At 64.9% G+C, this 25,829-nt stretch carries 24 protein-coding genes and 1 pseudogene; 8 read left to right on the top strand and 17 right to left on the bottom strand.

Annotated elements, in window-relative coordinates:
• Positions 1–261 precede the first annotated feature (261 nt).
• Positions 262–1,068: an enoyl-CoA hydratase/isomerase family protein gene (locus tag ACVIIW_RS27225; protein ID WP_456703557.1), complete on the bottom strand. Its 807-nt coding sequence runs from the start codon at positions 1,066–1,068 to the stop codon at positions 262–264.
• 122 nt (positions 1,069–1,190) lie between these two features.
• Between ACVIIW_RS27225 and nthA the strand changes: the two genes are divergently transcribed.
• Genes nthA through ACVIIW_RS27210 form a run of 3 tightly spaced genes read left to right on the top strand, consistent with a single transcriptional unit; the run spans position 1,191 to position 2,856 of the window.
• A complete protein-coding gene (nthA, locus tag ACVIIW_RS27220; protein ID WP_456705282.1) occupies positions 1,191–1,823 on the top strand; it encodes a nitrile hydratase subunit alpha in 633 nt (210 codons plus the stop codon).
• The gene (gene nthB / locus ACVIIW_RS27215; protein ID WP_456703556.1) at positions 1,820–2,479 is read left to right on the top strand and encodes a nitrile hydratase subunit beta; all 660 of its coding nucleotides are present in this window, start codon (positions 1,820–1,822) and stop codon (positions 2,477–2,479) included. The genes nthA and nthB overlap by 4 nt, the downstream gene beginning before the upstream one ends.
• Positions 2,476–2,856 carry a nitrile hydratase accessory protein gene (locus tag ACVIIW_RS27210; protein WP_456703555.1) on the top strand — a complete coding sequence of 127 codons (381 nt, stop codon included), beginning with the start codon at positions 2,476–2,478 and terminating at the stop codon, positions 2,854–2,856. Before nthB ends, ACVIIW_RS27210 begins: the two co-directional genes overlap by 4 nt.
• A gap of 263 nt (positions 2,857–3,119) precedes the next feature.
• Here ACVIIW_RS27210 and queC read toward each other — a convergent pair whose 3' ends face one another.
• A complete protein-coding gene (queC, locus tag ACVIIW_RS27205; protein WP_456703554.1) occupies positions 3,120–3,833 on the bottom strand; it encodes a 7-cyano-7-deazaguanine synthase QueC in 714 nt (237 codons plus the stop codon).
• A 126-nt stretch (positions 3,834–3,959) separates the two neighbouring features.
• On the opposite strand from queC, the gene mazG reads away from it, so the two are divergent.
• Positions 3,960–4,814, top strand: a complete 855-nt coding sequence (gene mazG, locus ACVIIW_RS27200) for a nucleoside triphosphate pyrophosphohydrolase (protein WP_456703553.1) — start codon at positions 3,960–3,962, stop codon at positions 4,812–4,814.
• A gap of 55 nt (positions 4,815–4,869) precedes the next feature.
• Here mazG and hflX read toward each other — a convergent pair whose 3' ends face one another.
• The 4 genes from hflX to ACVIIW_RS27180 form a co-directional block, all read right to left on the bottom strand.
• Positions 4,870–6,252, bottom strand: a complete 1,383-nt coding sequence (gene hflX, locus ACVIIW_RS27195) for a GTPase HflX (protein ID WP_456703552.1) — start codon at positions 6,250–6,252, stop codon at positions 4,870–4,872.
• A gap of 11 nt (positions 6,253–6,263) precedes the next feature.
• On the bottom strand, positions 6,264–6,512 hold the full coding sequence (gene hfq, locus ACVIIW_RS27190) for an RNA chaperone Hfq (RefSeq protein WP_007591126.1): 249 nt from the start codon (positions 6,510–6,512) through the stop codon (positions 6,264–6,266).
• Between the two features lie 246 nt (positions 6,513–6,758).
• Positions 6,759–8,129 carry a nitrogen assimilation response regulator NtrX gene (gene ntrX / locus ACVIIW_RS27185; protein WP_456703551.1) on the bottom strand — a complete coding sequence of 457 codons (1,371 nt, stop codon included), beginning with the start codon at positions 8,127–8,129 and terminating at the stop codon, positions 6,759–6,761.
• 17 nt (positions 8,130–8,146) lie between these two features.
• Entirely contained in the window at positions 8,147–10,558 is a 2,412-nt protein-coding gene (locus ACVIIW_RS27180; protein WP_456703550.1) for an ATP-binding protein, read from the bottom strand.
• Between the two features lie 181 nt (positions 10,559–10,739).
• Here ACVIIW_RS27180 and ACVIIW_RS27175 point away from each other — a divergent pair, with 181 nt between their 5' ends.
• Positions 10,740–10,886: a hypothetical protein gene (locus ACVIIW_RS27175; RefSeq protein WP_456703549.1), complete on the top strand. Its 147-nt coding sequence runs from the start codon at positions 10,740–10,742 to the stop codon at positions 10,884–10,886.
• Positions 10,887–11,056: 170 nt separating this feature from the next.
• On the opposite strand, the gene ntrC is transcribed toward ACVIIW_RS27175, so the two are convergent.
• From ntrC to dusB, 3 genes are read right to left on the bottom strand one after another with little or no spacing between them, the layout of a single operon-like run.
• Positions 11,057–12,499: a nitrogen regulation protein NR(I) gene (ntrC, locus tag ACVIIW_RS27170; RefSeq protein ID WP_456703548.1), complete on the bottom strand. Its 1,443-nt coding sequence runs from the start codon at positions 12,497–12,499 to the stop codon at positions 11,057–11,059.
• Between the two features lie 9 nt (positions 12,500–12,508).
• Positions 12,509–13,678, bottom strand: coding sequence for a two-component system sensor histidine kinase NtrB (locus tag ACVIIW_RS27165; protein ID WP_456703547.1), 1,170 nt, complete (start codon positions 13,676–13,678; stop codon positions 12,509–12,511).
• Positions 13,675–14,676: a tRNA dihydrouridine synthase DusB gene (dusB, locus tag ACVIIW_RS27160; protein ID WP_456703546.1), complete on the bottom strand. Its 1,002-nt coding sequence runs from the start codon at positions 14,674–14,676 to the stop codon at positions 13,675–13,677. Before dusB ends, ACVIIW_RS27165 begins: the two co-directional genes overlap by 4 nt.
• A gap of 261 nt (positions 14,677–14,937) precedes the next feature.
• On the opposite strand from dusB, the gene ACVIIW_RS27155 reads away from it, so the two are divergent.
• Entirely contained in the window at positions 14,938–16,119 is a 1,182-nt protein-coding gene (locus ACVIIW_RS27155; protein ID WP_456703545.1) for a bifunctional 2-C-methyl-D-erythritol 4-phosphate cytidylyltransferase/2-C-methyl-D-erythritol 2,4-cyclodiphosphate synthase, read from the top strand.
• 4 nt (positions 16,120–16,123) lie between these two features.
• Entirely contained in the window at positions 16,124–16,735 is a 612-nt protein-coding gene (locus ACVIIW_RS27150; protein ID WP_456703544.1) for a CinA family protein, read from the top strand.
• Positions 16,736–16,791: 56 nt separating this feature from the next.
• Here the strand turns inward: ACVIIW_RS27150 and ACVIIW_RS27145 are convergent, their stop codons facing one another.
• The 3 genes from ACVIIW_RS27145 to ACVIIW_RS27135 form a co-directional block, all read right to left on the bottom strand.
• On the bottom strand, positions 16,792–17,262 hold the full coding sequence (locus ACVIIW_RS27145; RefSeq protein ID WP_456703543.1) for a type II toxin-antitoxin system RatA family toxin: 471 nt from the start codon (positions 17,260–17,262) through the stop codon (positions 16,792–16,794).
• 6 nt (positions 17,263–17,268) lie between these two features.
• On the bottom strand, positions 17,269–18,225 hold the full coding sequence (lipA, locus tag ACVIIW_RS27140; RefSeq protein ID WP_456703542.1) for a lipoyl synthase: 957 nt from the start codon (positions 18,223–18,225) through the stop codon (positions 17,269–17,271).
• Between the two features lie 121 nt (positions 18,226–18,346).
• Entirely contained in the window at positions 18,347–18,517 is a 171-nt protein-coding gene (locus tag ACVIIW_RS27135) for a hypothetical protein (RefSeq protein WP_456705366.1), read from the bottom strand.
• Between ACVIIW_RS27135 and ACVIIW_RS27130 the strand changes: the two are divergent.
• Positions 18,449–18,959 (top strand): annotated as a pseudogene (locus ACVIIW_RS27130) (DNA-3-methyladenine glycosylase). The gene ACVIIW_RS27135 and the pseudogene ACVIIW_RS27130 overlap by 69 nt on opposite strands.
• A gap of 2 nt (positions 18,960–18,961) precedes the next feature.
• Here ACVIIW_RS27130 and ACVIIW_RS27125 read toward each other — a convergent pair.
• The 5 genes from ACVIIW_RS27125 to ACVIIW_RS27105 all read right to left on the bottom strand — a co-directional run bounded on the left by ACVIIW_RS27125 (position 18,962) and on the right by ACVIIW_RS27105 (position 25,634).
• Positions 18,962–21,838 (bottom strand): valine--tRNA ligase, encoded by a 2,877-nt coding sequence (locus ACVIIW_RS27125; protein WP_456703541.1) that lies wholly within the window; start codon positions 21,836–21,838, stop codon positions 18,962–18,964.
• 129 nt (positions 21,839–21,967) lie between these two features.
• Positions 21,968–22,741: a PopZ family protein gene (locus ACVIIW_RS27120; RefSeq protein ID WP_456703540.1), complete on the bottom strand. Its 774-nt coding sequence runs from the start codon at positions 22,739–22,741 to the stop codon at positions 21,968–21,970.
• Between the two features lie 302 nt (positions 22,742–23,043).
• Positions 23,044–24,450, bottom strand: a complete 1,407-nt coding sequence (locus tag ACVIIW_RS27115; RefSeq protein ID WP_456705281.1) for a TolC family outer membrane protein — start codon at positions 24,448–24,450, stop codon at positions 23,044–23,046.
• 205 nt (positions 24,451–24,655) lie between these two features.
• A complete protein-coding gene (locus tag ACVIIW_RS27110) occupies positions 24,656–25,318 on the bottom strand; it encodes a protein-L-isoaspartate O-methyltransferase family protein (protein ID WP_456703539.1) in 663 nt (220 codons plus the stop codon).
• A gap of 136 nt (positions 25,319–25,454) precedes the next feature.
• A complete protein-coding gene (locus tag ACVIIW_RS27105) occupies positions 25,455–25,634 on the bottom strand; it encodes a hypothetical protein (protein ID WP_456703538.1) in 180 nt (59 codons plus the stop codon).
• Positions 25,635–25,829: the final 195 nt, after the last annotated feature.

Genomic DNA, 25,829 nt, shown 5'->3' with positions numbered 1-25,829 from the left:
ACGGCAGAAGGTGGAACAATGGCAGGCGCCGGCGACGCTGCGCTGCAACATATCACCTTTTCCGGCCGTCTGCGCAATTTCAGATATTTGCGAGGCGTTGGGCGAAGTTTTCCCAATCCGCCTCCCGGGAAGAAAATTCCTTTGCCACGGGGCAGTCTCCGGGCTGGTTGACCCATTGACCGAGCCGTTGCCGCGCGCCGGCGATTCAATGGCCGGACGAAGCCACGCCTCTCCTGCTCAAGGCGGTAAGGAATCCGTTGGCTACCTTCCTCTGAACTTAGCCTTGCGCCGAGTCAGGAACGCTTCGACGCCCTCCCTGTGGTCTTCGCTGAGGCTCGCCAGCGCGAACTGATCGACGTCCATGTGACTGGCGAGATCGTCCAGCGCATGCGCGAGCCGGTTGACCGTCAGCTTGGTCATGGCGACCGCGAGCGGCGGCTGGGCGGCGACCTTGCGGGCCAGTTCCATGGCGGCATCGAAGGCATGGCCGGGATCGACCACCTGCTCGACCAGGCCCCATTGATAGGCGTCGTCCGCCGAGATGCGCTCATCGCCCAGGACCACGGCCTGCTTGGTGCGGGCCGGCCCGATCAGATGCAGCATGCGCGGGATGCTCTGCCAACTCATGTTCATGCCGAGCCCGATCTCGGGCACGCGCAGATGCGCATCGCGGCCCATGACGCGGAAGTCGAGCGCGACCGCCAACGCCACGCCGCCGCCGATGCAAAAGCCTTCGATCGCGGCGATGGTGATCTGCTCCATCTCGTGCCAGGCGTGTGTCAGGCGCGGGCCCAGCCTGAGATGCCGCCTCAGCGTGCCAATATCCATCTCCTTGCGCGAGCGCCCTTCGGGGTCCTTCAAATCGAAGCCGGCGCTGAACGCGCCCGAATTCCCGGTCAGCACAACGACTGACGTCGCCGCATCATCCTCGAAGCTACGTGCCGCCGCGGTGAGCTGGCGCAGCGCCTCCGGCGACAATGCGTTGATGCCGTCGTGACGATCGAACCGCACTACGGCAATCCGCCCCTCGGGACCGAGGCCTTTCTCGATCTTGACGAACTCTTTCACGGGCGCCTCCGAAGCCGATTTTGGCTCCATCGTAGCGCACATCAAGCGTCAGGAACATGGGACCAGCCGCGCCGCAACGAATGCTCGACAGGACAGGATCCTTGCGCTTAATCTTTCGCGCCATGAGCCAAGATCACGACCACCATCACCACGACCATGATCATTCGGAACTGTCGGAAACCGAGTTGCGCGTGCGCGCGCTCGAAACGATCTTGACCGAAAAAGGCTACGTCGAGCCAGCCGCGCTCGACGCCATCATCCAGGCCTATGAAACCAAGATCGGCCCGCATAACGGCGCCCGCGTCGTCGCAAAAGCCTGGATTGATGCCGATTTCAAGAAGGCGCTGCTGGAGGACGGCAGCAAGGCGATCGGCACGCTCGGCCATGTCAGCCGCGTCGGCGATCATCTCGTCGTGGTCGAGAACACACCGCAGCGTCACAACATGGTCGTGTGCACGCTGTGCTCCTGTTACCCCTGGGAAATGCTGGGCCTGCCGCCGGTCTGGTACAAGGCGTCGCCCTATCGTTCGCGCGCGGTGAAGGATCCACGCGGCGTGCTCGCCGAATTCGACGTCACACTGCCGAAGGACACGGAAATCCGGGTATGGGATTCCACCGCCGAGACGCGCTTCCTGGTGCTGCCGATGCGGCCCGCGGGCACCGAAGGCTGGAGCGAGGAGCAGCTTGCCGAACTCGTCACCCGCGATTCGATGATCGGAACCGGCTTTCCCAGGACGCCCGGAGCGCCGTCTTGAACGGCGTGCACGACATGGGCGGCATGGACGGGTTCGGCAAGGTCGAGCCCGAGCCGAACGAGCCGATGTTTCACGAGGCGTGGGAGGCCCGCGTGCTGGCGATGGTGCGCGCGATGGGCGCAGCCGGCGCGTTCAACATCGACACCTCGCGTTTCTATCGCGAGACGCTGCCGCCGCATGTCTATCTCTCGAGCTCCTACTACAAGAAGTGGTTCCTCGGCCTCGAGGAGATGCTGATCGAGAAGGGCTACCTCACCCGCGAGGAAGTCGCCGCCGGCCGCGCGATGCAGCCCGGCAAAGCGCTCAAGCACGGCAAGTTCGATCTCGCCAATGTCGAGCGCGTCATGGTGCGCGGCAAATTCGCCCGCCGTGCGCCTGCCCCTGCCAAGTTCAACATCGGCGACCGTGTCCGCGCGAAAAACATTCATCCGACCACGCATACGCGGCTGCCGCGCTATGTGCGCGGGCATGTCGGCGTGGTCGAGCTGAACCATGGCTGCCATGTATTTCCCGATACGGCCGCGATGGAGCGCGGCGAGGATCCGCAATGGCTCTACACGGTCGTATTCGAGGGCCGCGATCTCTGGGGTGCCGGCGCTGATCCGACCCTGAAGGTCTCGATCGACGCGTTCGAGCCCTATCTGGACCCGGCATGACGAGCAGCATTGCTGCGGCTGCCGCAACGGCGGCCATCCCGAGCATTCCGCGCGACGACGACGGCCCGGTGTTCCGCGCCCCCTGGGAAGCGCAGGCCTTTGCAATGGCCTTGAGCCTGCACGACCGCGGCGTCTTCACCTGGCCGGAATGGGCCGCGGCGCTGGCCGACGAGATCAAGCGCGCGAAAGCCGCCGGCGATCCTGACACGGGCGAAACCTATTATCTGCACTGGCTTGCCACGCTGGAGGGCCTCGTCGCTCGCAAGGGCGTCGCGTCGATGGACACGCTGCATCGCTATCGCGATGCCTGGGATCATGCCGCCGATCGCACCCCGCATGGCAAGCCGATTGAGCTTCGGCCGGAGGATTTTGGGTAGCGCGTGCTGCTTCCTCCGTCATTTCGAGGAGCCTGCGACAAAGCAATTTTGCGCTGGTGCGACGAAGCAATCCAGACTGCCCCTGCGCAAGGACTCTGGATTGCTTCGCTTCGCTCGCAACGACGGCGGAGAGAGGCCGGATTTTTTCCTCTGTCGTCGCACGGCTTGACCGGGCGACCCAGTACGCCGCGGCCTTTCGGCTCAAGGACGGGCTCTGGAATACTGGATCACCCGCTTGCGCAGGTGACGACACCGAGTTTGCCTCACCGCCTCCCGACAAACTCCCGCCAGCCCTTCGCCCGCAGGCTGCACGCCGGGCACTCGCCGCACCCATAGCCCCAGTCATGCTGCGCGCCGCGTTCGCCGAGATAGCAGGTGTGCGACTGCTCGCGGATCAAATCGACCAGCGCATCGCCGCCGAGGTCATGCGCCAGCTTCCAGGTCGCGGCCTTGTCGATCCACATCAGCGGCGTATGCAGCTCGAACTTGCGAGCCATGCCGAGTGATAGCGCGGCCTGCATCGCGCGAATGGTGTCGTCGCGGCAATCGGGATAGCCGGAATAGTCGGTTTCGCACATGCCGCCGACGATGTGGGTGATGCCGCGCCGATACGCCAGCGCCGCAGCGAAGGTCAGGAACACCAAGTTGCGGCCGGGCACAAAAGTGTTCGGCAGACCGTCAGCACCCATCGCGATCGCGACATCGCGCGTCAGCGCCGTCTCGGACACGGCCGAGAGCGTCGGGATCGACAGCGTATGGCTCTCGCCGAGCTTTGCGGCCCAATCGGCGCGCAAGCCCTTGATGCCCTCGAACAGCCGGTCGCGGCAGTCGAGCTCGACGGCATGGCGCTGGCCATACTCGAACCCCAGCGTCTCCACCCGGGCGAAGCGGCTCAGCGCCCAGGCAAGGCAGGTGGTGGAATCCTGGCCGCCGGAGAACAGCACCAGCGCGGTTTGTGAAGCAAATGCGTCGCTCATGGCCCGCGCTTTAGCACTGCTGAACGTATCAGCCAATCGGTGGAAATCGGCCCGTTCCCGAGGGTCCCGCTGGGAACGGAGGCCCGCTTTTGGCATAAGGTTTTGGATCCAGGAGACTGCCCCGCAATGACCCCTTCCCGCGATATTTCCCGCCTGATCGAGATCATGGCGGCGCTGCGCACGCCGGTGACCGGCTGCCCCTGGGACCTCGAGCAGGATTTTTCGACGATCGCGCCCTACACGATCGAGGAAGCCTATGAGGTGGTCGACGCCATCGACCGCGGCGATCTCGACGATCTCCGCGAGGAGCTCGGCGACCTCCTGCTGCAGGTGGTGTTCCACGCCCAGATGGCCGAGGAGCAGAACGCATTTTCCTTCGGCGATGTCGTCGAAGCGATCACGCGAAAGATGATCCGGCGCCATCCCCATGTCTTCGCCGACAAGGACGGCAATCTCGCGTCCTCTCACGTCAAAGAGGTCTGGGACCGGATCAAGGCCGAAGAGAAAGCCGAGCGCGCCGCGCGCCGGCCGCCCGAGGCAGCGCCACCCCGCAAGTCGCTGCTCGCGGGCGTCAAGGCCGGCCAGCCCGCGCTAACGCGGGCCATGGAGCTGCAGCGCAAGGCTTCCACCGTCGGCTTCGACTGGAACGATCCGCGCGCGGTGCTGCAGAAAATTCGCGAGGAAGCCGACGAGATCGAGGCCGCACTCGATCGCAACGACAAGGAGGAGATCGCGGAAGAGACCGGCGACCTGATGTTCGCGCTCGTCAACCTCGCCCGTCATGTCGATGCCGATCCGGAGGCCGCGTTGCGGGCGACGAATGCGAAATTCGAACGGCGCTTTGCCTATATCGAGCGCGCGCTGGAAGCGCAGGGGCGCACGTTGGAACAGGCGACGCTGGCGGAGATGGACACGCTGTGGAATGCGGCGAAGGGGAAGGACAAGCTTTTACAAGAGGAAGGCAATCAAGGCCGTCCCTAACTGCGCTGTCCGTTGAGAAAGAAGTTGCGCAACTCACGCGGCAGGACCGCGCCGTCTAGGTCGCAAGATGCGGCACCGCGTCGAACCTGTTCACCACGATATCCCGCTTGGTCTCGTCCACCCGCACGGTCATATCAAAACGGCCGTCGTGCAGCTCCTTCACCAGTACCTCGGAATTGCGGTGCAGCCAGGAGATGCCGGCGCCGTCGGCGGCGTCGATCGAGAGATCGAGCGTGGTGCGTTTGGCGGCGAGGCGTTCCTCGATCGCGGCGAGCAGCGCATCGATCCCCTCGCCTGACACGGCGGAGACCAGCATCGCCGGATGATCCTCGGGCCGGCGCGCGGCGATATTCAGAAGCTCTTCGCGCTTGTCAGGCTCGTAGCGGTCGATCTTGTTCCAGACCTCGATGATGCGACCGCTGTCATCTGGATTGATACCGAGCTGGCGCAGCACCGCGTCGACGTCGCTCTGCTGGGCCTCGGCGTCTTCATGCGAGATGTCGCGGACGTGCAGGATGACGTCGGCCTCAAGCACTTCCTCCAGCGTGGCGCGGAAGGCGGCGACGAGCTGGGTCGGCAAATTGGAGATGAAGCCGACGGTGTCAGACAGCATCGCCTTGCCGCCATGCGGCAGGGTCAGCGCGCGCAGCGTCGGATCGAGCGTGGCGAACAGCATATCGGCGGCCTGCACGTCGGCGCGGGTCAGGCGGTTGAACAGCGTCGACTTGCCGGCATTGGTGTAGCCGACCAGCGCGACGACGCGATACGGCACGCGCTGGCGGCCGGCGCGGTGCAGCCGGCGCGTCGCCTGCACCTTCTTCAGCTCGCCCTCCAGCTTGGTGATGCGCTCCTGGATCAGGCGGCGGTCGGCTTCGATCTGCGTCTCGCCGGGACCGCCCATGAAACCGAAACCGCCGCGCTGGCGCTCGAGATGGGTCCACGACCGCACCAGGCGCGAGCGCTGGTAATTCAGATGCGCGAGCTCGACCTGGAGCGAGCCTTCCTTCGTCTTGGCGCGGCGGCCGAAGATTTCCAGGATCAAGCCGGTGCGGTCGAGCACCTTGGCATGCAATTCCTTCTCGAGATTGCGTTGCTGGATCGGCGCAAGCGCGCAATCCATCACGACGAGCTCGACGTCGAGGCTCTTGGCGAGCGCGGCGATCTCCTCGACCTTGCCCTTGCCGATATAGGTCGCCGGCCGGATCTGGCTGATCGGTGCGATGATGGCGTCCGCAATGACCAGGTCGATCGCGCGCGCGAGACCCGCGGCTTCATCGAGCCTGGCCTCGGCGTCGCGCTGAACATGACTCTCCGATTGCGCGTCGGCACTTCCCGCGCGCGCGCGCAAGTAGGGGCCGATGACAAGCACCCGCCCCGTCTGCTTAGCCCCTGCCGGCCGCGAACGGTCGGCATCCCCGTCGAAACTCCGGGGGTCCAATCAGATCACTCTCAAGCCGGCTGATCCTCGCCGCCTTCGAACAGCTGGATCGGAGCGCCCGGCATGATGGTCGAGATCGCGTGCTTGTAGACGAGCTGCGAATGACCGTCGCGCCGAAGCAGCAAACAGAAATTGTCGAACCAGGTCACGATGCCCTGGAGCTTCACTCCGTTGACCAGAAAGATCGTCAGTGGCGTCTTGGTTTTGCGAACGTGATTAAGGAAGGTGTCCTGAAGGTTTTGTGCGCGGTCTGCCGCCATTGTTTTTTTCTCGCTTTGAGTTTCTTTTTATTGCGCCGGTCGCGGCCCCGTTTTCAAAATCGGGCCTTCGTCCGGTTGCCGTTCCTCATGAGATCCCCCTCGGAGGAACCGCCAATCGATTAGAGGACAGGACGGCTTATTAGGCAAGCCGCTTCACGCGGCAGGCGACGTCCGTCTTCTCCGAAAAACTACGGAAATAGTTGTTTTTCCTCTGGTATCCCCAAGGTCTGGGCGCGACGTCGGGCATTAGCCGACGCCGAGCGCCTTCAATTTTCGGTGCAGCGCCGAACGTTCCATGCCAACAAACTCGGCCGTACGAGAAATATTTCCTGAGAAACGGCTGATCTGTGCAATCAAATAGTCGCGCTCGAAGACTTCGCGCGCCTCGCGCAGCGGCAGTCCCATGATGTGCTCGCCATTGTTGCTGGTCGGCATCGCCGGGACCATCGAGCCGACATCCTGCGGCAGCATATCGGCGGTGATGATCACCTCCGGACCGCCGGCGGCTAGAATCATGACTCTCTCAACATTGTTGCGGAGCTGACGCACATTGCCGGGCCAGACGTGCGATTGCAGCACCGCCATCGCGTCCTGCCCGATCTGCCGCCTGGGCAAACCGCTGCCGGCCGAGATCTGCTCCATGAAGTAGTCGATCAGTTCGGGGATATCCTCGCGCCGCTCCGAGAGTGCAGGCACGCGAATCGGCACCACCGAGAGCCGGTGATAGAGGTCCTCGCGGAAACGACCGGCCGCGATCTCCTCTTCGAGATTGCGCGCGGTGGACGAGATGATGCGCACGTCGACCTGCACCTTGGCGGTGCCGCCGACGCGCTGGAACGACTGCTCGACCAGCACGCGCAGAATCTTGTTCTGGGTTTCGCGCGGCATGTCCGCGATCTCGTCGATGAACAGCGTGCCGCCATGGGCCTCTTCGAGCGCGCCGGGCTTGCGCGGATGTTCGCCGTTGGACTGCTCGATGCCGAACAGTTCATGCTCCATCCGCTCCGGCGTGATCGCTGCTGCGTTGATGACGACGAAGGGACCGTCGGCGCGGCCCGAAGCCATATGCAGCGTGCGTGCGGTCAATTCCTTGCCGGCGCCGGCGGGGCCGACGATCAGGATGCGGCTGTTGGCCTTCGCCGCGCGCTCGATGGTCTGGCGCAGCTGGTTCATGCTGGGCGAGCGGCCGACGAGCGAGCTGGCGCTCGGCGCGAGCTGCTTCAGCTCCTTGACCTCGCGCTTGAGCCGCGAGTTCTCCAGCGCGCGGTTGGCGACCAGGATCAGGCGATCGGCCTTGAACGGCTTCTCGATGAAATCATAGGCCCCGCGCTTGATCGCGGCGACCGCGGTTTCGATGTTGCCGTGGCCGGAGATCATGACGACCGGAAGGTCGGCGTTGTCCTTCTTGACCTGCTCCAGCAGCTGCAAGCCGTCCAGCTTGGAGCCCTGCAGCCAGATGTCGAGGAACACCAGATGCGGCCGGCGGTTGGCGATCTCGGCGAGTGCCGAGTCGCTGTCGCGCGCGGTCCTTGTGACGAAACCCTCGTCTTCGAGAATACCCGCGACGAGATCCCGAATATCGGCCTCATCATCGACAATCAGAATTTCACTTGCCATGGGTCGCGCCTGCCTTTTCAGCTGCCTGTCGAGGCTTCGATTTTCGTTGAATCATCATTGGTCTTTTCAGCCGGCTCTCTGGTTTCAGGCGCCGGCACTTTTGTTTCCTGCGTCGGGGCGGAATCCGCAGCGGTTTGCCGGGGATCCGCGGCCGCGTCCTTGGCTGCCGGCGCCTGCTCGGCGGCTCCCTGGGCCTTCTTGGCCTCGCCGGAGATCGCAAACCGCATTCGCATCCACGCGCCACGCTGGCCCTGGCGGAAGTCGGAGGCATCCTTCAGCTCGATCCGGCCGCCATGGTCTTCCAGCACGCGACCGACGATCGCAAGGCCAAGGCCGGTGCCCTTGGCGCGTGTCGTCACATAGGGCTCCAGCAGCCGCGAGCGCGCGACCTTGGGCAGGCCGATGCCGTTGTCGACGACGTCGATCAGCACGTCCTCGCCTTCCCGCGACACCACGACGTCGATGCGGCCCTTTCCGCCGTCCTTGCCGAGCTCCTCCGGCGGGACCTGCTCGATCGCCTCGGTGGCGTTCTTGACGATGTTGGTCACCGCCTGCGAGATCAGCCGGCGGTCGAACTGGGCGCGCAGCGGATCATCCTTGAACTCGGCGTCGATATCGAGCTCGGGATGGGCGACCTTCATCAGGAACACCGCCTGCCGCACGGTGTCGGCGACGTCCTCGCCTTCCATCACGGGTTTCGGCATCCGCGCGAAGCGCGAGAATTCGTCGACCATCCGCCTGATATCGTCGACCTGGCGCACGATGGTGTCGGTGCATTGCTCGAAAATCTGCTTGTCCTTGGTCTCGGTGATGTCCTTGCCGAACTTGCGGCGAATGCGTTCGGCCGAGAGCTGGATCGGCGTCAGCGGGTTCTTGATCTCGTGGGCGATGCGCCGCGCGACGTCGCCCCAGGCCGAGGTACGCTGCGCCGAGACGAGTTCGGTGATGTCGTCGAGCGTGATGATGTAGCTGTCGTGCGGCTGGTTCTTCTCGGCGCTGACACGGACCGACAGATTGCGTTCCTGTCCGTCGCGCGTGATCGTGATCTGGCCCTGGACCAGGCGCTGGGTCCCTTCCCGCGCCGTCTGCATCATCTCCTCGAGTTCGGGCAGCACGTCGGAGAGCGGATGGCCGAGTGTCTCCGCCTCGGAGTGCCCGATCAGCTTCTCGGCGGAGCGGTTGAGGATGCCCACGCTGCCCGAGGTGTCGACGCCGATGATGCCGGCGCTTGCTGAGGACAGCACGGCCTCGATGAAGCGGCGGCGGCTGTCGATGAGATCGCTGGCGTTGACGAGCTCGTCGCGCTGGCTGCGCAACTCCTGCGTCATCTTGTTGAAGGTCTCGCCGAGCTGGGCGAGATCGCCTTCCGACTGATGCACCGGCACCTTCACGTGGAGATCGCCGGTCGAGACGGTGTGGGCCGCGTTCATCAGCCGCCGGATCGGCGAGACCAGCGAGTTGGCGAAGTTCAGACCGATCAACACGGAGGCCATCAGGATGGTCAGCGCGATCACCGCGAACATCAGCGCGAACGCGACCTGGATCCCGAGCCGGCGCGATTCGATCTGGGCATATTCGGCGACGCTGAGCTCGGTCTGCTTCAGCTGGGCGACGACGTTCGGATCGAGCGGACGCGCGACATAGAGGAAGGTGTCGCTGAAAGCGCGCAGGCGGATCACCGCGGCGACGTAACTCGCATCCGGGAGGACCGCGATCTCCGGCTCATTCTCGTTGACGTTACTGAGGAAATCAGGCGCCGGCGGCGAATAGGCCAGCCGCATGCCGGTGTCGGCGGATTCGAGGATGTTGGTGTCCTTGTCGATGATCATCGCGCCCGGCAAATTGCGCGAAGCGGCGCTCGACGTCAGCAATTCACGGAACGAGCGGCGATCCTGGTCGTAGAGCGGCCTGGCATGGGCGATATCGTTGGCCATGCCGATAATGTCGCCGCGGATCAACTGGGCGTGGTCCTGCATATAGGCCCGCGCGATCGTCAGCGAGTTCTGGATGACTTCCTTGGTGGGACCCGAGAACAGCCGGTCGAGGCCGCGCTCGATCGTGACGTTGGCCACGACGGCGACCAGCACCGCGGGCAGCACGGCGACGATCGAGAACAGGCTGACGATCTGGACATGGAGGCGTGCCGCCGCTCGTCCGCGCCGGCGGGCCAGGATCAGCTGCCAGAGCTCGCGGACGATGATCCCGACCAGCAGCAGGATCGTGCCCGCATTGATGAGATAGAATGAGCGAACCACTTCCGGCGTCGGCTCGATGCTCGTCAGGCCGGTCAGGACCATGAACGTCAGGAACGCCGACAACAGCGCCAGTGCGACCGCAAACGGCGCCAGCCAGCGCCGCACCGACCAGCGCCGGGGCTCTTCCGCTGGGGCCGAGTCAAAGGATGCGGCTGAGGTATCTGCGCTGGTCATTCCGGCAATGGGTGCTGAAAACGGGGTCCGCGTGGCGGATACTGATGTATTCCTACCACATTGTTGCCGAATTGCGACAAATCCGCGGCGTGTTTCCCGCAATGGACGGGCGCATCGACAGGGATGGGCTTCTTGCGAGTTTACCTCGGAACGGAATCAGCGCCCTCGGGCTTGACCCGGCATGGATCGCATTTTTTTGGGCATTATGGTATCGGCCGTGCTGCTGCTGATTGTGGCCTCCGACCTGTTGGTCAACGGCCCCAGCAGGCAGGAGCAGACGGCGGAGTTCGCCAACATTCAGCCCGTCATGGCCCGCCTGATCAGATAGGTGCGGCGCCAGGCCCGGCGGTCCACGGCAAAATTGCGATATTCCCGCGGAACATTTCAGCCCTGTCAGGACTTCTGCTCACCGCGCCAGCCACAAGGGCCAGCGCGATCCGGACAGGCTCAGCTCCGCTCTGGTAGGGGGAGCTGAGCCATTCGTCCGTTCTGAGAGCCTTACCCCCCGCTCCTGTACACCTGGATATCGAGATCGCGGATCTTCTTCCGCAGCGTGTTGCGGTTGAGGCCGAGCAGATCGGCCGCGCGGATCTGGTTGCCGCGGGTGGCGGCCAGCGCGGCCGTCAGCAGCGGCACCTCGATCTCCTTGAGGATGCGGTGATAGAGGCCCGGCGGCGGCACGCCATTCGGGAATCCCTGGAAGTGCGACGAGAGATAGGCTTCCACCGCGCCGCCGAGATTGTCGACGCCCTGCTGGACCGCGGCCCCGGGGCTGACCGTGGGCGGCGCCAGTTCGCCGTCGATGACGGAGCCGGTGATCACGTCCTGCGGATAGAGGGCTGCGAGACGACGGGCGAGATTTTCCAGCTCGCGCACGTTGCCGGGCCAGCGGTGCTGCTTCATCCGCTCGAGCGCCAGCGCGTCGAGCTTCTTCGGCGGCAAGCCGTCCTTCTCCGCGAGCGCGAAGAAGTGCCGCACGAGATCCGGCAAGTCCTCGATGCGCTCGCGCAGGGGAGGCAGTCGCAGCGGCACGACGTTGAGGCGGAAGAACAGGTCTTCCCGGAAAAGCCCCTGCTGGATCAGCACGCGCAGGTCCTTGTTGGAGGCCGCGACGATGCGCACGTCGGTCTTGATCGGGGTGCGGCCGCCGACCGTGGTGTATTCGCCCTGCTGCAGCACGCGCAGCAGACGGGTCTGCGCCTCCATCGGCATGTCGCCGATTTCGTCGAGGAAAAGCGTCCCGCCCTCGGCCTGCTCGAACCGGCCGGACGCGCGCGTGTTGGCGCCGGTGAAGGCGCCGCGCTCATGGCCGAACAATTCGGATTCAATCAGGTCGCGCGGGATCGCCGCCATGTTGACGGCGACGAACGGCCCGTTGCGGCGCTTGCCGTAATCATGCAGCGCGCGCGCCACCAGTTCCTTACCGGTGCCGGACTCGCCCGTGATCATCACGGTGAGGTCGGTCTGCATCAGCCGTGCGAGCACGCGGTAGATTTCCTGCATCGCGGGCGAGCGGCCGACCAGCGGGATCGCCTCCATCTCGCCGTCCTCGTCGGGCGTTGCGACCCGCTCCTTGGGCTCCGCCAGCGCGCGGCCGACGATCGCGATCAGCTCCTTCAGGTCGAAGGGCTTCGGCAGGTATTCATAGGCGCCGCGCTCGGAGGCGCGGATCGCCGTCATGAAGGTGTTTTGCGCACTCATGACGATGACGGGCAAGTTCGGCCGCATCTTCTTGATCCGCGGCAACAGGTCGAAGGCGTTTTCGTCCGGCATCACCACGTCGGTGATGACGAGATCGCCCTCCCCCTGGCTGACCCAGCGCCACAGCGTCGCGGCGTTGCCGGTCAGCCTGACCTCGTACCCGGCCCGGGAAAGTGCCTGGTTGAGAACCGTGCGGATGGCGGTGTCGTCATCAGCTACGAGAATGCTACCTGCGGGCATCGTTAATCCTCATCTTGCGCCCTGTGATGCAGACGACGACTTCCCGGCAGAGCCGTCGCGACTGCTGTGATCAGCGTGTTTGACCGATGTGGAATACATCGGCATCAGCACGCGAAAGGTGGTCTTGCGCGGCTGAGACTCGCATTCGATGATGCCCCCGTGATCGCCGACGATCTTGGCGACCAGCGCAAGACCAAGGCCTGAGCCGGTCTGCTTCGTGGTCACGAAGGGGTCGAACAGATTGGGCAGAAGATCGTCCGGCACGCCTGGTCCATTGTCCCTCACGCAGAATTCCAGCGGCAGGGATACCCGGGTTTTTTGACCGGGGACTGACAGGCGCACGCCGGGGCGGAACGCGGTGGTGAGCTGGATCTCGGCATCGGGCACGTCGATCAGCGCTTCGGCGGCATTCTTCACCAGATTGAGGAACACCTGGATCAGCTGGTCCTGGTTCGCCAGCACCGGGGGCAGCGACGGATCGTAATCCTCGACGAAGCGGATGTTGCGGGCAAAGCCCGACTGCGCCAGCCGCTTCACGTGATCGAGCACGGAATGGATGTTGACGGGGCCGCGCACCACGGGCCGCTCGTCGCCGAACACCTCCATGCGGTCGACCAGCGTCACGATGCGGTCGGCCTCGTCGCAGATCAGCCGTGTCAGCATGCGGTCCTCGGTAGAGGCCTGCTGCTCCAGCAGCTGCGCTGCGCCGCGGATGCCCGAAAGCGGGTTCTTGATCTCGTGCGCGAGCATCGCAGCGAGCGCGATCACCGAGCGCGCGGCGCTGCGATGGGTGAGCTGGCGGTCCATCTTGTCGGCGATGGAGCGCTCCTGCAGCATCACCACGATATGGCCGGGCCGCTCGGTGAGCGGAGCCACATGGAGATCGACCTGGCGGTCGCCGCCCATGCGCGGCGTGCCCAGATCGACCTTGTATTCGTTGACCGGCGCGTTCGACGAGCGCACCTGATCGATCAGCGCCAGCAGCGGGCTGCCGAACGGCACCAGCTCTTTGAGTGACTGCCGCTTCAGGAACTGCGTCGATATCTCGAAGAAGGCTTCGGTCGCGATATTGGCGCCGACGATCTTGCCGTCCGGCCCGATCATCAGAACGGGATTGGGCAAGGCATCGAGGATTGCGTCACTATCGGCTGGCTGGCGATGGTCGGCGGCTGAGGTCATGCAGCAGCGCTCCATGCGAAGTCATCGAACGCATCCTGCAGCGACCGGTGGATGAGGTCAGAATCCTCGGAGGTCAGGATCTTCTGACGCCAGCCTTTCAACGTCTCGATCGGCGCGCCGCTCGCTTGCGCCGCGACGTCGAGCGCCCAGCCGAGATGTTTTCGCGCATGCTTCAGGCCGACGCGCAGGCCGTAGAGTGCGCAGATGCCGTCGTAGAGCGTGCGGACGTAATGCAGCTGCGTCGCGAGCGACGGTGTGGCCTCGGCAGCCCCGCCGTTCAGGCGTCGGCCTATCTCGCCGGGCAGCCACGGTTGACCCTGCGCGCCGCGGCCGATCATCACGGCGTCGGCGCCGGAGGCCTGGAGCGCCGCGCGCGCCTTCTCGTAAGTGGTGATGTCGCCGTTGACGACGAGCGGAATGGAGACGGCCTCGCGCACCGCGCGGATTGCCTCCCAATCGGCCTCGCCCTTGTAGAACTGGCAGCGGGTGCGGCCATGGACGGTGACGAGCTTGATGCCGGCGGCCTCGGCGCGGCGCGCAAGCTCTGGCGCGTTGCGGGTGCGGTCGTCCCAGCCGAGCCGCATCTTCAGCGTCACCGGCACCTTTACGGCTGATATGGTCGCCTCGATCAAGCTGAGGGCATGATCGAGATCGCGCATCAGGGCCGAGCCCGACTGACCGCCGGTGACGTGGCGGGCGGGACAGCCCATGTTGATATCGATAATGTCGGCGCCCTCGGCCTCGGCGATCCGGGCCCCCTCCGCCATCCAACGCGCCTCGCAGCCAGCGAGCTGGACCACATGCGGCCCTACGCCGGTCGCTTCGCAGCGCAATCGCGACATGCGGTGGCCTTTGGCCAATTCATCGCTGGCAGTCATTTCGGATACGACGAGACCCGCTCCCAGCTCGGCGGCGAGCTTGCGAACGGGTGAATCGGTTACGCCCGACATTGGTGCCAGGAAAACCGAGGTTGCGACCTCGATGTCGCCTATTTTCAACGGCTTAGAGCCTGATCCTGCCGAGCCGGTCACAGTGGTCCCGTTGAGTAGGCAGGGCCTCATCGCGTCTGCCGTGGCTTATCTTGCGCACAATTCTTGTGCAGTCAAGCATCATGCCTACAGTTTAGACAGTTCTGTAGATCTTTCAAGTGCAGCGCAGCAAAATGCGCTGTCCCACATTCAGGGAAACCCCTTTTTTTGCGGGCCTACCGTGCTAGAGGCATGCGTCAATCACCCCAGGCAACAAAATATTCGAGTCCCATGGCGAAATCACAGCGCACTGCAGTCGTTCTTGTCGCGGCCGGACGTGGCCTGCGCGCAGGCGCCGGTGGCCCCAAGCAATATCGCGAAATCGGCGGCGTGCCCGTGATCTACCGCGCCATGGAAGCCTTCAGCACCCACCCTGACGTCTTCGCCGTGCAGCCGGTGGTGAACCCCGACGACGGCGCCATGTTCACGGCAGCGGTCGCAGGCCTCAAGCACGAGGCGCCGGCCAGCGGCGGCGCGACGCGCCAGGCCTCGGTGCTGTCAGGCCTCGAAGCTCTCGCAAAACACAAGCCCGACATCGTCCTGATCCACGACGCCGCGCGTCCCTTCGTCTCTTCTGGCGTGATCTCGCGCGCAATCGAGGCGGCAAGCCGCACCGGCGCTGCCATCCCCGTCGTCCCCGTCACCGATACCATCAAGGTCACGAGTGCGAACGGCGAAGTCGAGGACACGCCTGACAGGGCAAGCTTGCGGATCGCGCAGACGCCGCAATCCTTTCGTTTCGATGTCATCCTCGAAGCGCATCGTCGCGCGGCCAAGGACGGACGCTCAGATTTCACCGACGACGCCGCGATCGCCGAATGGGCGGGATTGACGGTTGCGACCTTTGAAGGCGATGTTGCCAACATGAAGCTCACCACTCCCGAAGATTTCGTGCGCGAGGAAGCGCGCCTGGCCAGCCTGCTCGGCGATATCAGGACCGGCACCGGCTATGACGTGCACGCCTTCGGCGAAGGCGACCACCTCATGCTCTGCGGCGTGCGCGTGCCGCATGCGAAGGGTTTTCTTGCCCATTCCGACGGCGATGTCGGCCTGCATGCGCTGGTCGATGCCATCCTGGGCGCGCTTGCCGACGGCGACATCGGCTCGCACTTCCCGCCGAGCGACGCCAAGTGGAAGGGCGCCTCCTCCGACCAGTTCCTGGAATATGCCATCGAGCGCGTGACCGCGCGCGGCGGCCGCATCGCCAATCTCGAAGTCACGATGATCTGCGAACGGCCGAAGATCGGCCCGCTGCGCGACGTCATGCGCGCGCGCATCGCCGAGATATCAGGCGTCGACATCTCCCGCGTGGCCGTGAAGGCGACGACCAGCGAGCGGCTCGGCTTCACCGGCCGCGAGGAAGGCATCGCGGCCACCGCGAGCGCCACTATCCGCCTTCCCTGGAGCGCGTAAGGTCATGGGCGGCAGCGACGCACGCGCCCTCTCCCGCTCGCTGCTCGATCTGTGCCGGATGCGCAAGCTGACGATCGCGACCGCCGAGTCCTGCACCGGCGGCCTCGTCGCCGGCGCGCTGACCGACATCCCCGGCTCGTCTGATGTGATCGATCGCGGCTTCGTCACTTACTCCAACGACGCCAAGCGCGCGATGCTCGGGGTCGAGGCCTCAACGCTCACCAATTTCGGCGCCGTCAGCAGGGAAACCGCAACCGCGATGGCAGTCGGCGCGCTCGAGCGGGCGGATGTCGATCTCGCGGTTGCCATCACCGGCATTGCGGGCCCCGGCGGTGCTACCCCCGGCAAGCCGGTCGGTCTCGTCCATTTCGCCGCCGCCGCGCGCGACGGCCGCATCATCCATCGTGAGCAGCGTTTTGGCGCGATCGGCCGCACGGCCGTGCGCCAGCGCTCGGTGGTCGAAGCGCTCCGCATGCTGATGGAGCTTGCCCGAGGCCCGCAAGCCGCGGCCAAGCCGCGCCGCGCCACTGCAGCGACGAGGCTGCGTCCTCGTGCGACGCGCTCACCGCGACGACATGCCGTGAAGCGCAGACCGCCGCGCTCCCCGCGGGGGTGAGCGCCCTCCAAGCTTCGCAGGCGGGTCGGTACGGCGCTTGCGCGCAACGCGGACGGCTAGGACGACGCCAGCTTCGGCCGGCCGTAGATCGCGTCGGCGCGCTTTTCGAATGCGGTGGAAAACCGCGCGAAGGCTGCGTCGAACATCGAGCCCATGAGCATCGCCAGCATCCGGCTCTTGAATTCGTAGGCAAGGAAGAAACCGACGTCGCAGACGTCGTCGCCCCTGGGCTCGAACGTCCAGCGGTTTTCGAGATTGCTGAACGGACCTTGGAGATATTCGACCAGGATTTTCAGATTCGCGCGGTCGAGCGTCACGCGGCTGGTGAACGATTCCTTGACCAGCTTGAACGACACCGTCATGTCGGCGACCAGCACCTCCGTACCATCAGGCTTGGCCATGCGCTGGCGGATCTTCAGCGCGCTGCACAGCGGTACGAATTCCGGGTAGCGCTCGACGTCGGCGACCAGATCGAACATCTTGGATGCGCTGTGAGTGACACGGCGCTTGCTCGAAAATCTTGGCATGGCAGTTCAGCGGGCGTTAGCTGCCCGCGCAGCCTTCAGTTTCGCAAAGTCCTCGCCGGCGTGGTGCGACGAACGGGTCAGCGGGCTCGCCGAGACCATCAGGAAGCCCTTGGTGTAGGCGACCTTTTCGTAAGAGCTGAACTCGTCCGGCGGCACGTAGCGCATCACGGCGTGGTGCTTGCGGGTCGGCTGGAGGTATTGCCCGATGGTCAGGAAATCGACGTCGGCCGAGCGCAGATCGTCCATCACCTGTTGCACCTCGTGGCGCTCCTCGCCGAGGCCGACCATGATGCCTGATTTGGTGAAGATGCCGGGATCGAGCTCCTTGACCCGCTGCAGCAGCCGGATCGAGTGGAAGTAGCGCGCGCCCGGCCGCACCGTCAGGTAATGCGAAGGCACCGTCTCGAGATTGTGGTTGAAGACGTCGGGCCGCGCCGCGACCACGACTTCGAGCGCGCCCTCCTTGCGCAAAAAGTCCGGCGTCAGGATCTCGATCGTGGTCGAGGGGCACGCGGCCCGAATCGCGCGGATGGTCTGGGCAAAATGCCCGGCGCCGCCATCGGCGAGGTCGTCACGGTCGACCGAGGTGATGACGACGTGCGCAAGGCCGAGCTTGGCCACGGCCTCGGCGACATTCTGCGGCTCGGCCGCATCCAGCGCGTTGGGCAGTCCGGTCTTGACGTTGCAGAACGCGCAGGCACGGGTGCAGGTGTCACCCATGATCATGAAGGTCGCGTGCTTCTTGTCCCAGCACTCGCCGATGTTCGGACAGCCCGCCTCCTCGCACACCGTGTGCAGGCCGTTGGCGCGCACGATGTTGCGGGTGTCGGCATAGCCGCGGGTGTTAGGCGCGCGCACGCGAATCCAGTCCGGCTTCGCCGGCGAAGCGGAATCAGGTCGGTTCACCTTTTCGGGGTGTCGTGGGCGCAGCGGGTTCGTGATGGTATCGACAATAACGACCATGATCTGTCCGGTCTGTTCAGGTCCTACCTAGTCGGTCTGGCTGCCTGCCGCAACCCGGCTCGCGCCGCTTCAGGGAACATGGCAGATATGGGCAATATCCTGCTCTGTTCTCAGGCGATTCTCACCCCGAATGGCTCCAGTTTCGAAGACTTCCACACCACGGCTGGGCAAGCTCCTGAAGCGGTCCTTTTTCGACCGCGATGTCCGCGAGGTCGCGCCCGATCTGATCGGCGCGACCATGCTGGTCGACGGTGTCGGCGGCATCATCGTCGAGGTCGAGGCCTATCATCATACCGAGCCGGCTGCGCACTCCTACAACGGCCCGACCCCGCGGAACCAGATCATGTTCGGTCCACCCGGCTTTGCCTACGTCTACCGTTCCTACGGCATCCACTGGTGCGTGAACTTCGTCTGCGAGCGGGCCGGGTCGGCCGCCGCCGTCTTGATCCGCGCGCTGGAGCCGACGCATGGGATCGCGGCGATGCGCCGCCGTCGCCGTCTCCAGGACGTGCACGCACTGTGCTCGGGCCCCGGGCAAGCTGACAGAGGCGCTCGGCATCACGATCGCGCACAACACCCTGCCCCTGGATCGCCCACCGATCGCACTGCATGCGCGAACGGCGGACGTCGAGGTCGCGACCGGCATCCGCATCGGCATCACCAAGGCAGTCGAGCTGCCCTGGCGGTATGGCGTCAGGGGCTCCAAATTCTTGAGCAAGCCGTTTCCGAAGTAGGCCTACGACGCCTGCTTGAGCCGCTCCAGCGCCTCGAGCAGCTTGGCCTTGCGGGCTAGCGCCGCCTCGCGCTTTTCGCGCTCCTCCTCGACGACCTCCTCGGCCGCGTTGGCGACGAACTTTTCGTTGGCGAGCTTCGACTCGGCACGCTTGATGTCGGCCTCGGCCTTGCCGATTTCCTTGTCGAGCCGCGTACGCTCGGCGGCAACGTCGATGACGCCCTTGAGCGGCAGCGCGGCCACCTCGCCGCGGACCAGCAACTGAACGGCTCCGTCAGGCGCACGATCTGCGAAGGAGATATCCGACAGCCGCGCCATGCGCTTGATGACGTCGGTCCAGCGCGGCGCACGTTCCCTGGTCTCGGCCGAGGCGCCCGCGAGCACCAGTGCCGTCAGCGTCGCCGGTGCGATGTTCATCTCGGCGCGCACCGAGCGGATCTGCGTGACGAGGTCGATGACCCAGCCGATCTCGGCTTCCGCCTTGGGATCGGTGAAATCGGCATGATCGAAGATCGGCATCACGAACGCAGGCGTGATCAGCGGATCAGTCGGTCCGGCCGCAGCCGCGAGCATCGCGAGCTGCTCCGGCGTCGGCCCGGATGGCTTCAGCGGCCAGGGCGCCAGTGCGAGCAGGCCGTCGCGCTTGGCCGTGACCTCCCACAGCTCTTCCGTGATGAAGGGCATGAAGGGATGCAACAGCTTCAAAATCTCGTCGCGTGCCCAGGCGACCATGGCGCGGGTCTCATCCTTGGCAGGACTGTCGGGGCCGAGCAGCACGGGCTTGGCGAGCTCGACATACCAGTCGCAATAGACGTTCCAGACGAAGCGGTAGATGCTGCCTGCCGCATCGTTGAAGCGATAGGCCTCGATGGCCTCGGTCACCTCGCGCGTGGTGTGGGCGCTCTCATGCGCGATCCAGCGATTCAGCGTTTCCTTCGCCTTGGCCGGCTCGAACCCCTCGGGCACCGCGCAGTGGTTCATCTCCGCGAAGCGCGAGGCGTTCCACAGCTTGGTCGCGAAATTGCGGTAGCCCTCGACGCGGCTGGTGGCGAGCTTGATGTCGCGCCCCTGCGCCGCCATTGCAGCCAGCGTAAAGCGCAGCGCGTCCGCGCCATATTCGTCGATCAGGTGGAGCGGGTCGATGACGTTGCCCTTCGACTTCGACATCTTGGCGCCCTTCTCGTCGCGAACGAGGGCGTGGATGTAGATCGTCGAGAACGGCACCTCCTTCATGAAGTGCAGGCCCATCATCATCATCCGGGCGACCCAGAAGAAAATGATGTCGAATCCGGTCACCAGCGCGTTGGTCGGGTAGTAGCGCTGCACTTCGGGCGCGTCTTCGGGCCAGCCGAGGGTCGAGAACGGCCACAGCGCCGAGGAGAACCAGGTGTCGAGCACGTCCTCGTCGCGGGTGATAAAGCCCTCGCGCTTGTTGCGATCGAGCGCCATCTCGCGGCCCTGCTCGACCGTGATGACTTCCTGCTCGACGTAATAGCCCAGCGCGTGGCTGACGGCCTCTTCCTCGGTCTCCGCGACGAACACCTTGCCATCAGGACCGTACCAGGCCGGGATCTGGTGCCCCCACCACAGCTGGCGCGAGATGCACCAGGGCTGGATGTTCTCCATCCACTCGAAATAGGTCTTTTCCCAGTTCTTCGGGACGAACGACGTCTCGCCCGAACGCACCGCCGCGATCGCGGGTTTTGCCAGGGTCTTGGCGTCGACATACCACTGGTCGGTCAGGTACGGCTCGATCACGCTGTTGGAACGGTCGCCATGCGGCACCATGTGGGTGTGCGGCTCGATTCGCTCGACGAAACCGAACGATTCCAGCCGCTCGACGATGCGCTTGCGCGCCGCGAAGCGGTCGACCTTGTTGAACTCCTCGGCGAACTGCAATGCGCCTTCCGGCCGGCCGCGCAGATAGTCCTCGTTGTCGAGGAGATCGAGGCGACCTTCCTTGTCCAGCACGCTGATGCGGCGCAGGCCGTGGCGATTGCCGACCTCGAAATCGTTGAAGTCGTGTGCCGGCGTCACCTTCACAGCGCCCGAGCCCTTCTCAGGATCGGAATATTCGTCCGCGACGATCTTGATCTTGCGGCCGACCAGCGGCAGCACAACGTTCTTGCCGATCAGCTTCTGATAGCGCTCGTCCTCGGGATGCACGGCCACGCCGGTATCCCCGAGCATGGTCTCAGGACGCGTCGTCGCAACCACGATAAAGGTCGCGGGATCCTCGGGGTTGAAGGTCTTGCCTTCGATCGGATAGCGCAGATACCAGAGGTGACCCTTGACCTCGGTCTGCTGCACTTCGAGATCGGAGATCGCGGTCAAGAGCTTGGTGTCCCAGTTCACCAGGCGCTTGTCCTTGTAGATCAAGCCATCGCGGTGCAGCTCGACGAACACCTTGACCACGGCCTTCGACAGGCCCTCGTCCATGGTGAAGCGCTCGCGCGACCAGTCGCAGGAGGCGCCGAGGCGCTTGAGCTGGTTGATGATGGTATCGCCGCTCTCGGCCTTCCACTCCCAGACTCGCTCCAGAAACTTCTCGCGGCCCATCTCGCGGCGGCCAGGCTGCTGGCGCTCCATCAGCTGGCGCTCGACCACCATCTGGGTGGCGATGCCGGCATGGTCGGTACCGGGCTGCCACAACACGTCGCGGCCCCGCATCCGCTCGAAACGGCACAGGATGTCCTGGAGGGTGTTGTTGAGGGCGTGGCCCATATGCAGCGAGCCCGTCACGTTCGGCGGCGGGATCACGATGGTGAAGGGCACTGCGTCGCGGCGGTCGGGACGGCCGGCCTTGAAGGCAAGGCTGTCCTCCCACACCACGGACATGCGGGCTTCGATATCGGCGGGCTGGTAGTTTTTCTCGATCATGGGGCTGCTAGAAAGCCGCGCGCGGGGTTCAAGTCAACGGAAAGCTCAGCGGCAAAAGGGCTTTCCGGCCCGACCGGCAGGTCAAATATGACACAGGAGCAGGGCTTTATCGCGGCCGTGCGGCTTGCCTCAGCGGCCGCCGCGCGAGACCCGCTCGATTTCGGCCTTCACAATGCGTTCGACCAGGCCCGGCAGATTGTCGTCCAGCCAGGATTTCAGCATCGGACGCAGCATCTCCTTGACCAGATCCTCCAGCGTCCGCGCATTGCTGCTGAGCACCGTGTGGGCCAGCGAGTTGAAGGCGGATTCGACCGCCGACACGGTCGACTGAGCCAGAATCGGCTGCTGCGGCGGCAGCGGCGGCGCGTCGAAATCCACCGGTGCATAGGACGGCGCAGGTGTCGGACGGGGCGGCGGCGCCTCCGCGAATTCGAGATCATCGCGCGGCTCGACCTTGTGGAAGCTCGGCGGCGGCGCTGGTGTCGGCTCCGGGTCCATCGCCATATCGTCAGTCAATTCGAGCACGTCGCCTTCAGCTTCGGGCTCGGGTTCCGGCGCGCGGATTTCGGGCGCCGCGGTGGCCGTATCGAGCCCCGCCAGCAGCGCGTCGATGTCGTCCTGGCTGTTGGGGCCGGCATCCGCTGCGGGAGGCGGTGATGGTGGCGGCGGCGCAGGTTTTGCGACCGGCGATGGCGCCGGCTTTTCAGCAGCAGGTTTTGCGGCTGCGATCTTGGATGGCGGAACGTCAGCCATTGCCTGCGGCTTGGGTGCGGGCGCAGCAGCCGGCGAAGGCTTTGCTGTCTCCGCTGGCGGCGGCTTGGCCTCGTCATCGGCAATGATGCGCCGGATCGAGGCCAGAATCTCCTCCATGGAGGGTTCTGTGACCTTTGCAGGCTGCGTCATCTCCGACTCCACATCATCAACGCCCTCGCATGCGTTGTTTTACACCAAGCACGACAGGATTGGCCTGTTCCGGACGTGTGCCACGACATTTTCGTCGCGACAGTCAGACTTGTCCCCAGATCACGGCTCAACGTGAGGCGGTGCGCCCCTGCCCCGCCACCCAAGCATCACGCACGCAACACCAAATGCAGGGCGAATCGACCCGCAGCTTCCAGGCAAGGCTATGTCAGGGATTTTGATGAATGCAAGCAAGGCGCCGGTCAGCCTCGTCTGTTTGCGAGGCCGACCGGAGAACCAGGCAATCAGCGTCCGTCAGGCGTGCGCACGCCAGCCCAGCTGTCGCGGACCTGCTGGTAATGCACGCTGGGATCGTAGACCGTTGTGTTGAGACCGAGCACCTGCGGTGCAAGCCGGCCGACCGCGCTCAGCACGGAGTACGACGCGACCACGCGGTCGTGTTGCGCAGTGACGAGTGCGACGCGCGCGTTGACCAGCGCCTGCTGGGCGTTGAGCACGTCGAGCGTGGTGCGCTGGCCTGCCTTTGCTTCTTCGCGCACGCCGTTCAGCGCGATCTCGGACGCCGTGACCTGGGCCTGCGCCGACTGCACCTGCGCCTTGCCCGCCTGCAGCTGACCCCACGCCGTCACCACGTTGGCACGGGTCTGGTCGCGGGTGGTTTCGAGGTTGAGGCGCTGCTGCGCCAGGTTTTCCTTGGACTGGCGGATCAACGAATATTCGGCACCGCCCTGATAGATCGGCGCATTGATCGAGGCGACCGCCGAGGCGCCGAACGAGCGGAAAATCGACATGGTCTGCTCGTAGGACTGCGTCGCCGCGACCTGGAAGTTGATCGTCGGCAGCAGCGCACCCTCGTTGATCTTCACCTGAAGGTAGTTGACGTCGATGCCGTACATTCCCGCGGTGACGTTCGGGTTCTCGATCAGGCTCAGGCTGACCGCGGCCGCGAGCGAGCCCGGCAGATAACGATCGACAGGCGAGCCCGGCGCGAGATTGCTCGGCTCGTTGCCGATGATGCGCCGGAAGTTGGAGCGGGTCGTGGTCAGGTTCGATTCGGCCGTCAACGCCTGGGTATTGCCGGCCGCCAGCTGCGCCTCGGATTGCGCGACGTCGGTGCGGGTCACCTCACCCACGTTGAAGCGGTCGCGCGTCTGCTTCAGTGTCTGCTCCAGCACGCGCACGTTGCTGCGCTGGACTTCCAGGGTCGCGGCATCGCGCAGATAATCCATGTAGACGGTGGCCGCCTGCAGCAGAACGGTCTGCTCCAGCACGCGCAACGCTTCACGCGCACCGGAGACCTGGCTCTCGGCGGCACGGGTCCGGTTGGCAGTCTGGTTGCCGTTGTACAGGTTCTGCGTCGCCGTCACACCGACGCTGCGCGGCGCGTTGGTGCCGTGGGTTTCGGTCCGCACGATCGCAGTCGGCGATCCGCCGGCCGTGGTGTTCGTATCGGTGTATTGAACGCCAGCGCTCGCCGTGACAGCGACCTTGGGGCGATAGCCCGAAAGCGCCTGCGGCACGTTCTCGTCGGTCGATCGCACCTGCGCGCGCTGCGCGTTGAGCTGCGGATTGTTCTGATAGGCGCGCACCAGCGCTGCCTCGATCGTATCCGCCAACGCAGGCGCCGGTCCGGCTAGCGCCGTCAGGAGGACCGAAACCGCTGCTCCGGTGAAAAGCTTCACCCCATGCATCCCTGAAATTCCGTTCATTCTCACGCCAGGCCCGTGCCCGCAAACCTGGTTACCGTATCCGAGTGGACTCGTGGCCCCGTCGCAACATAGGACGGGGTCAAGCGCGACGGAACTACCTCAGGGTGGTTCTCAGCGGAAACTCTTCACGTGCAGCATCCCGGCCACACTTCTGATTCGGAACGGGATTTTAACGGGGTTTCGGCCGTCAGAAGACGAACGCGGCAGCCCGTTCCAGCCCGGGAAGCACCGGGGCTGCGGCGTCGAACAGGGGCCGGTAGCCGAATTCGCCGTGGGAGCGCGTCACAATCATGGCCCGCGACGGCCGGGATTCGGCCGAGACACCCACCAGGCGCCCCCCCTCCTTGAGCTGGCCGAACAGACCATGCGGCGTCACCTGGGTGGCGCCATTGAGGACGATCACGTCATAGGGCGCGGCAGATGGGTCGCCCTCGGCGCAGGGCGCGGCCTTGCAGGTGACGTTGGTGAGCCCGCTGGCGGCAAGGGCATCCCTGGCCTTTGCCACCAGCGCCGAATCGCATTCCGTTGCAGTGACCTGGCGCGCAAGCTTCGCGGTCAGCGCGGCGAGGTAGCCGGTGGCGCAGCCGACGACCAACACGTTGTCGCCTTCGCCGATCTCGGCGGCCTGGAGCAATTTGCCGATCAGCTGCGGCTTGAGCAGATAGCGCTTGGAAGCACCCTCGCCGACGTCGAGATCGAGGTCGAGATAGGCCAGCGCCTGGCGGCTCGCCGGCACAAACGCCTCGCGGGGAACCGTGAGCATGGCATCGAGAATGCGGCGATCGGTGACATCATTGGTGCGCACCTGGCCATCGACCATTTTTTGGCGCGCGGTCGAAAAACCGGACATTTGCGGAACCCTGCATGGCGGACGATGCCGCGGGAATGAGTTGGCGGCATCTTTGGAACAGGCACCGCGAAAACGCAACACGTCCGTTGGCCCGTCAGCCAACGGCTAGGCAACGCACCCATCAGAGATGATTGGCCTATTCGATCGCGACGGCAAGGCGCCCGATCAGCGCCGCCACTTCGCCCAGCCGTGCCGAATCGGGCGTCTCGACCGCCCGGGCGAGACAGGCCAGGCATTCGTCGTCGCTCAACTCGGGGATATCGGCCGGCGGAGTCGAGGGGGCCTGATGGGCGCGGTCGATCTCGATGTCGGGCATGGGAATCAGCTCCATAAGAGTCCGGCCATGCCAAGCTTGATTTGAATTACGTCGATTTGGTGCTGCCCCGCAGCGACGATCGTGCCGCCGCCGCACACATCCGCGCGACGATCCTGCGCTGGCTTGCCCGCGAGAACGCCGAGAGAACGATCGAACAATATCGCGCGCGCATCAGCGGCGATCGCAACTTCTTGA

The organism is Bradyrhizobium sp. USDA 4449 (assembly GCF_054056275.1).
The sequence above is the reverse complement of the archived record's forward strand: the minus strand, read 5'-3'. Positions and strand labels throughout refer to the sequence as shown.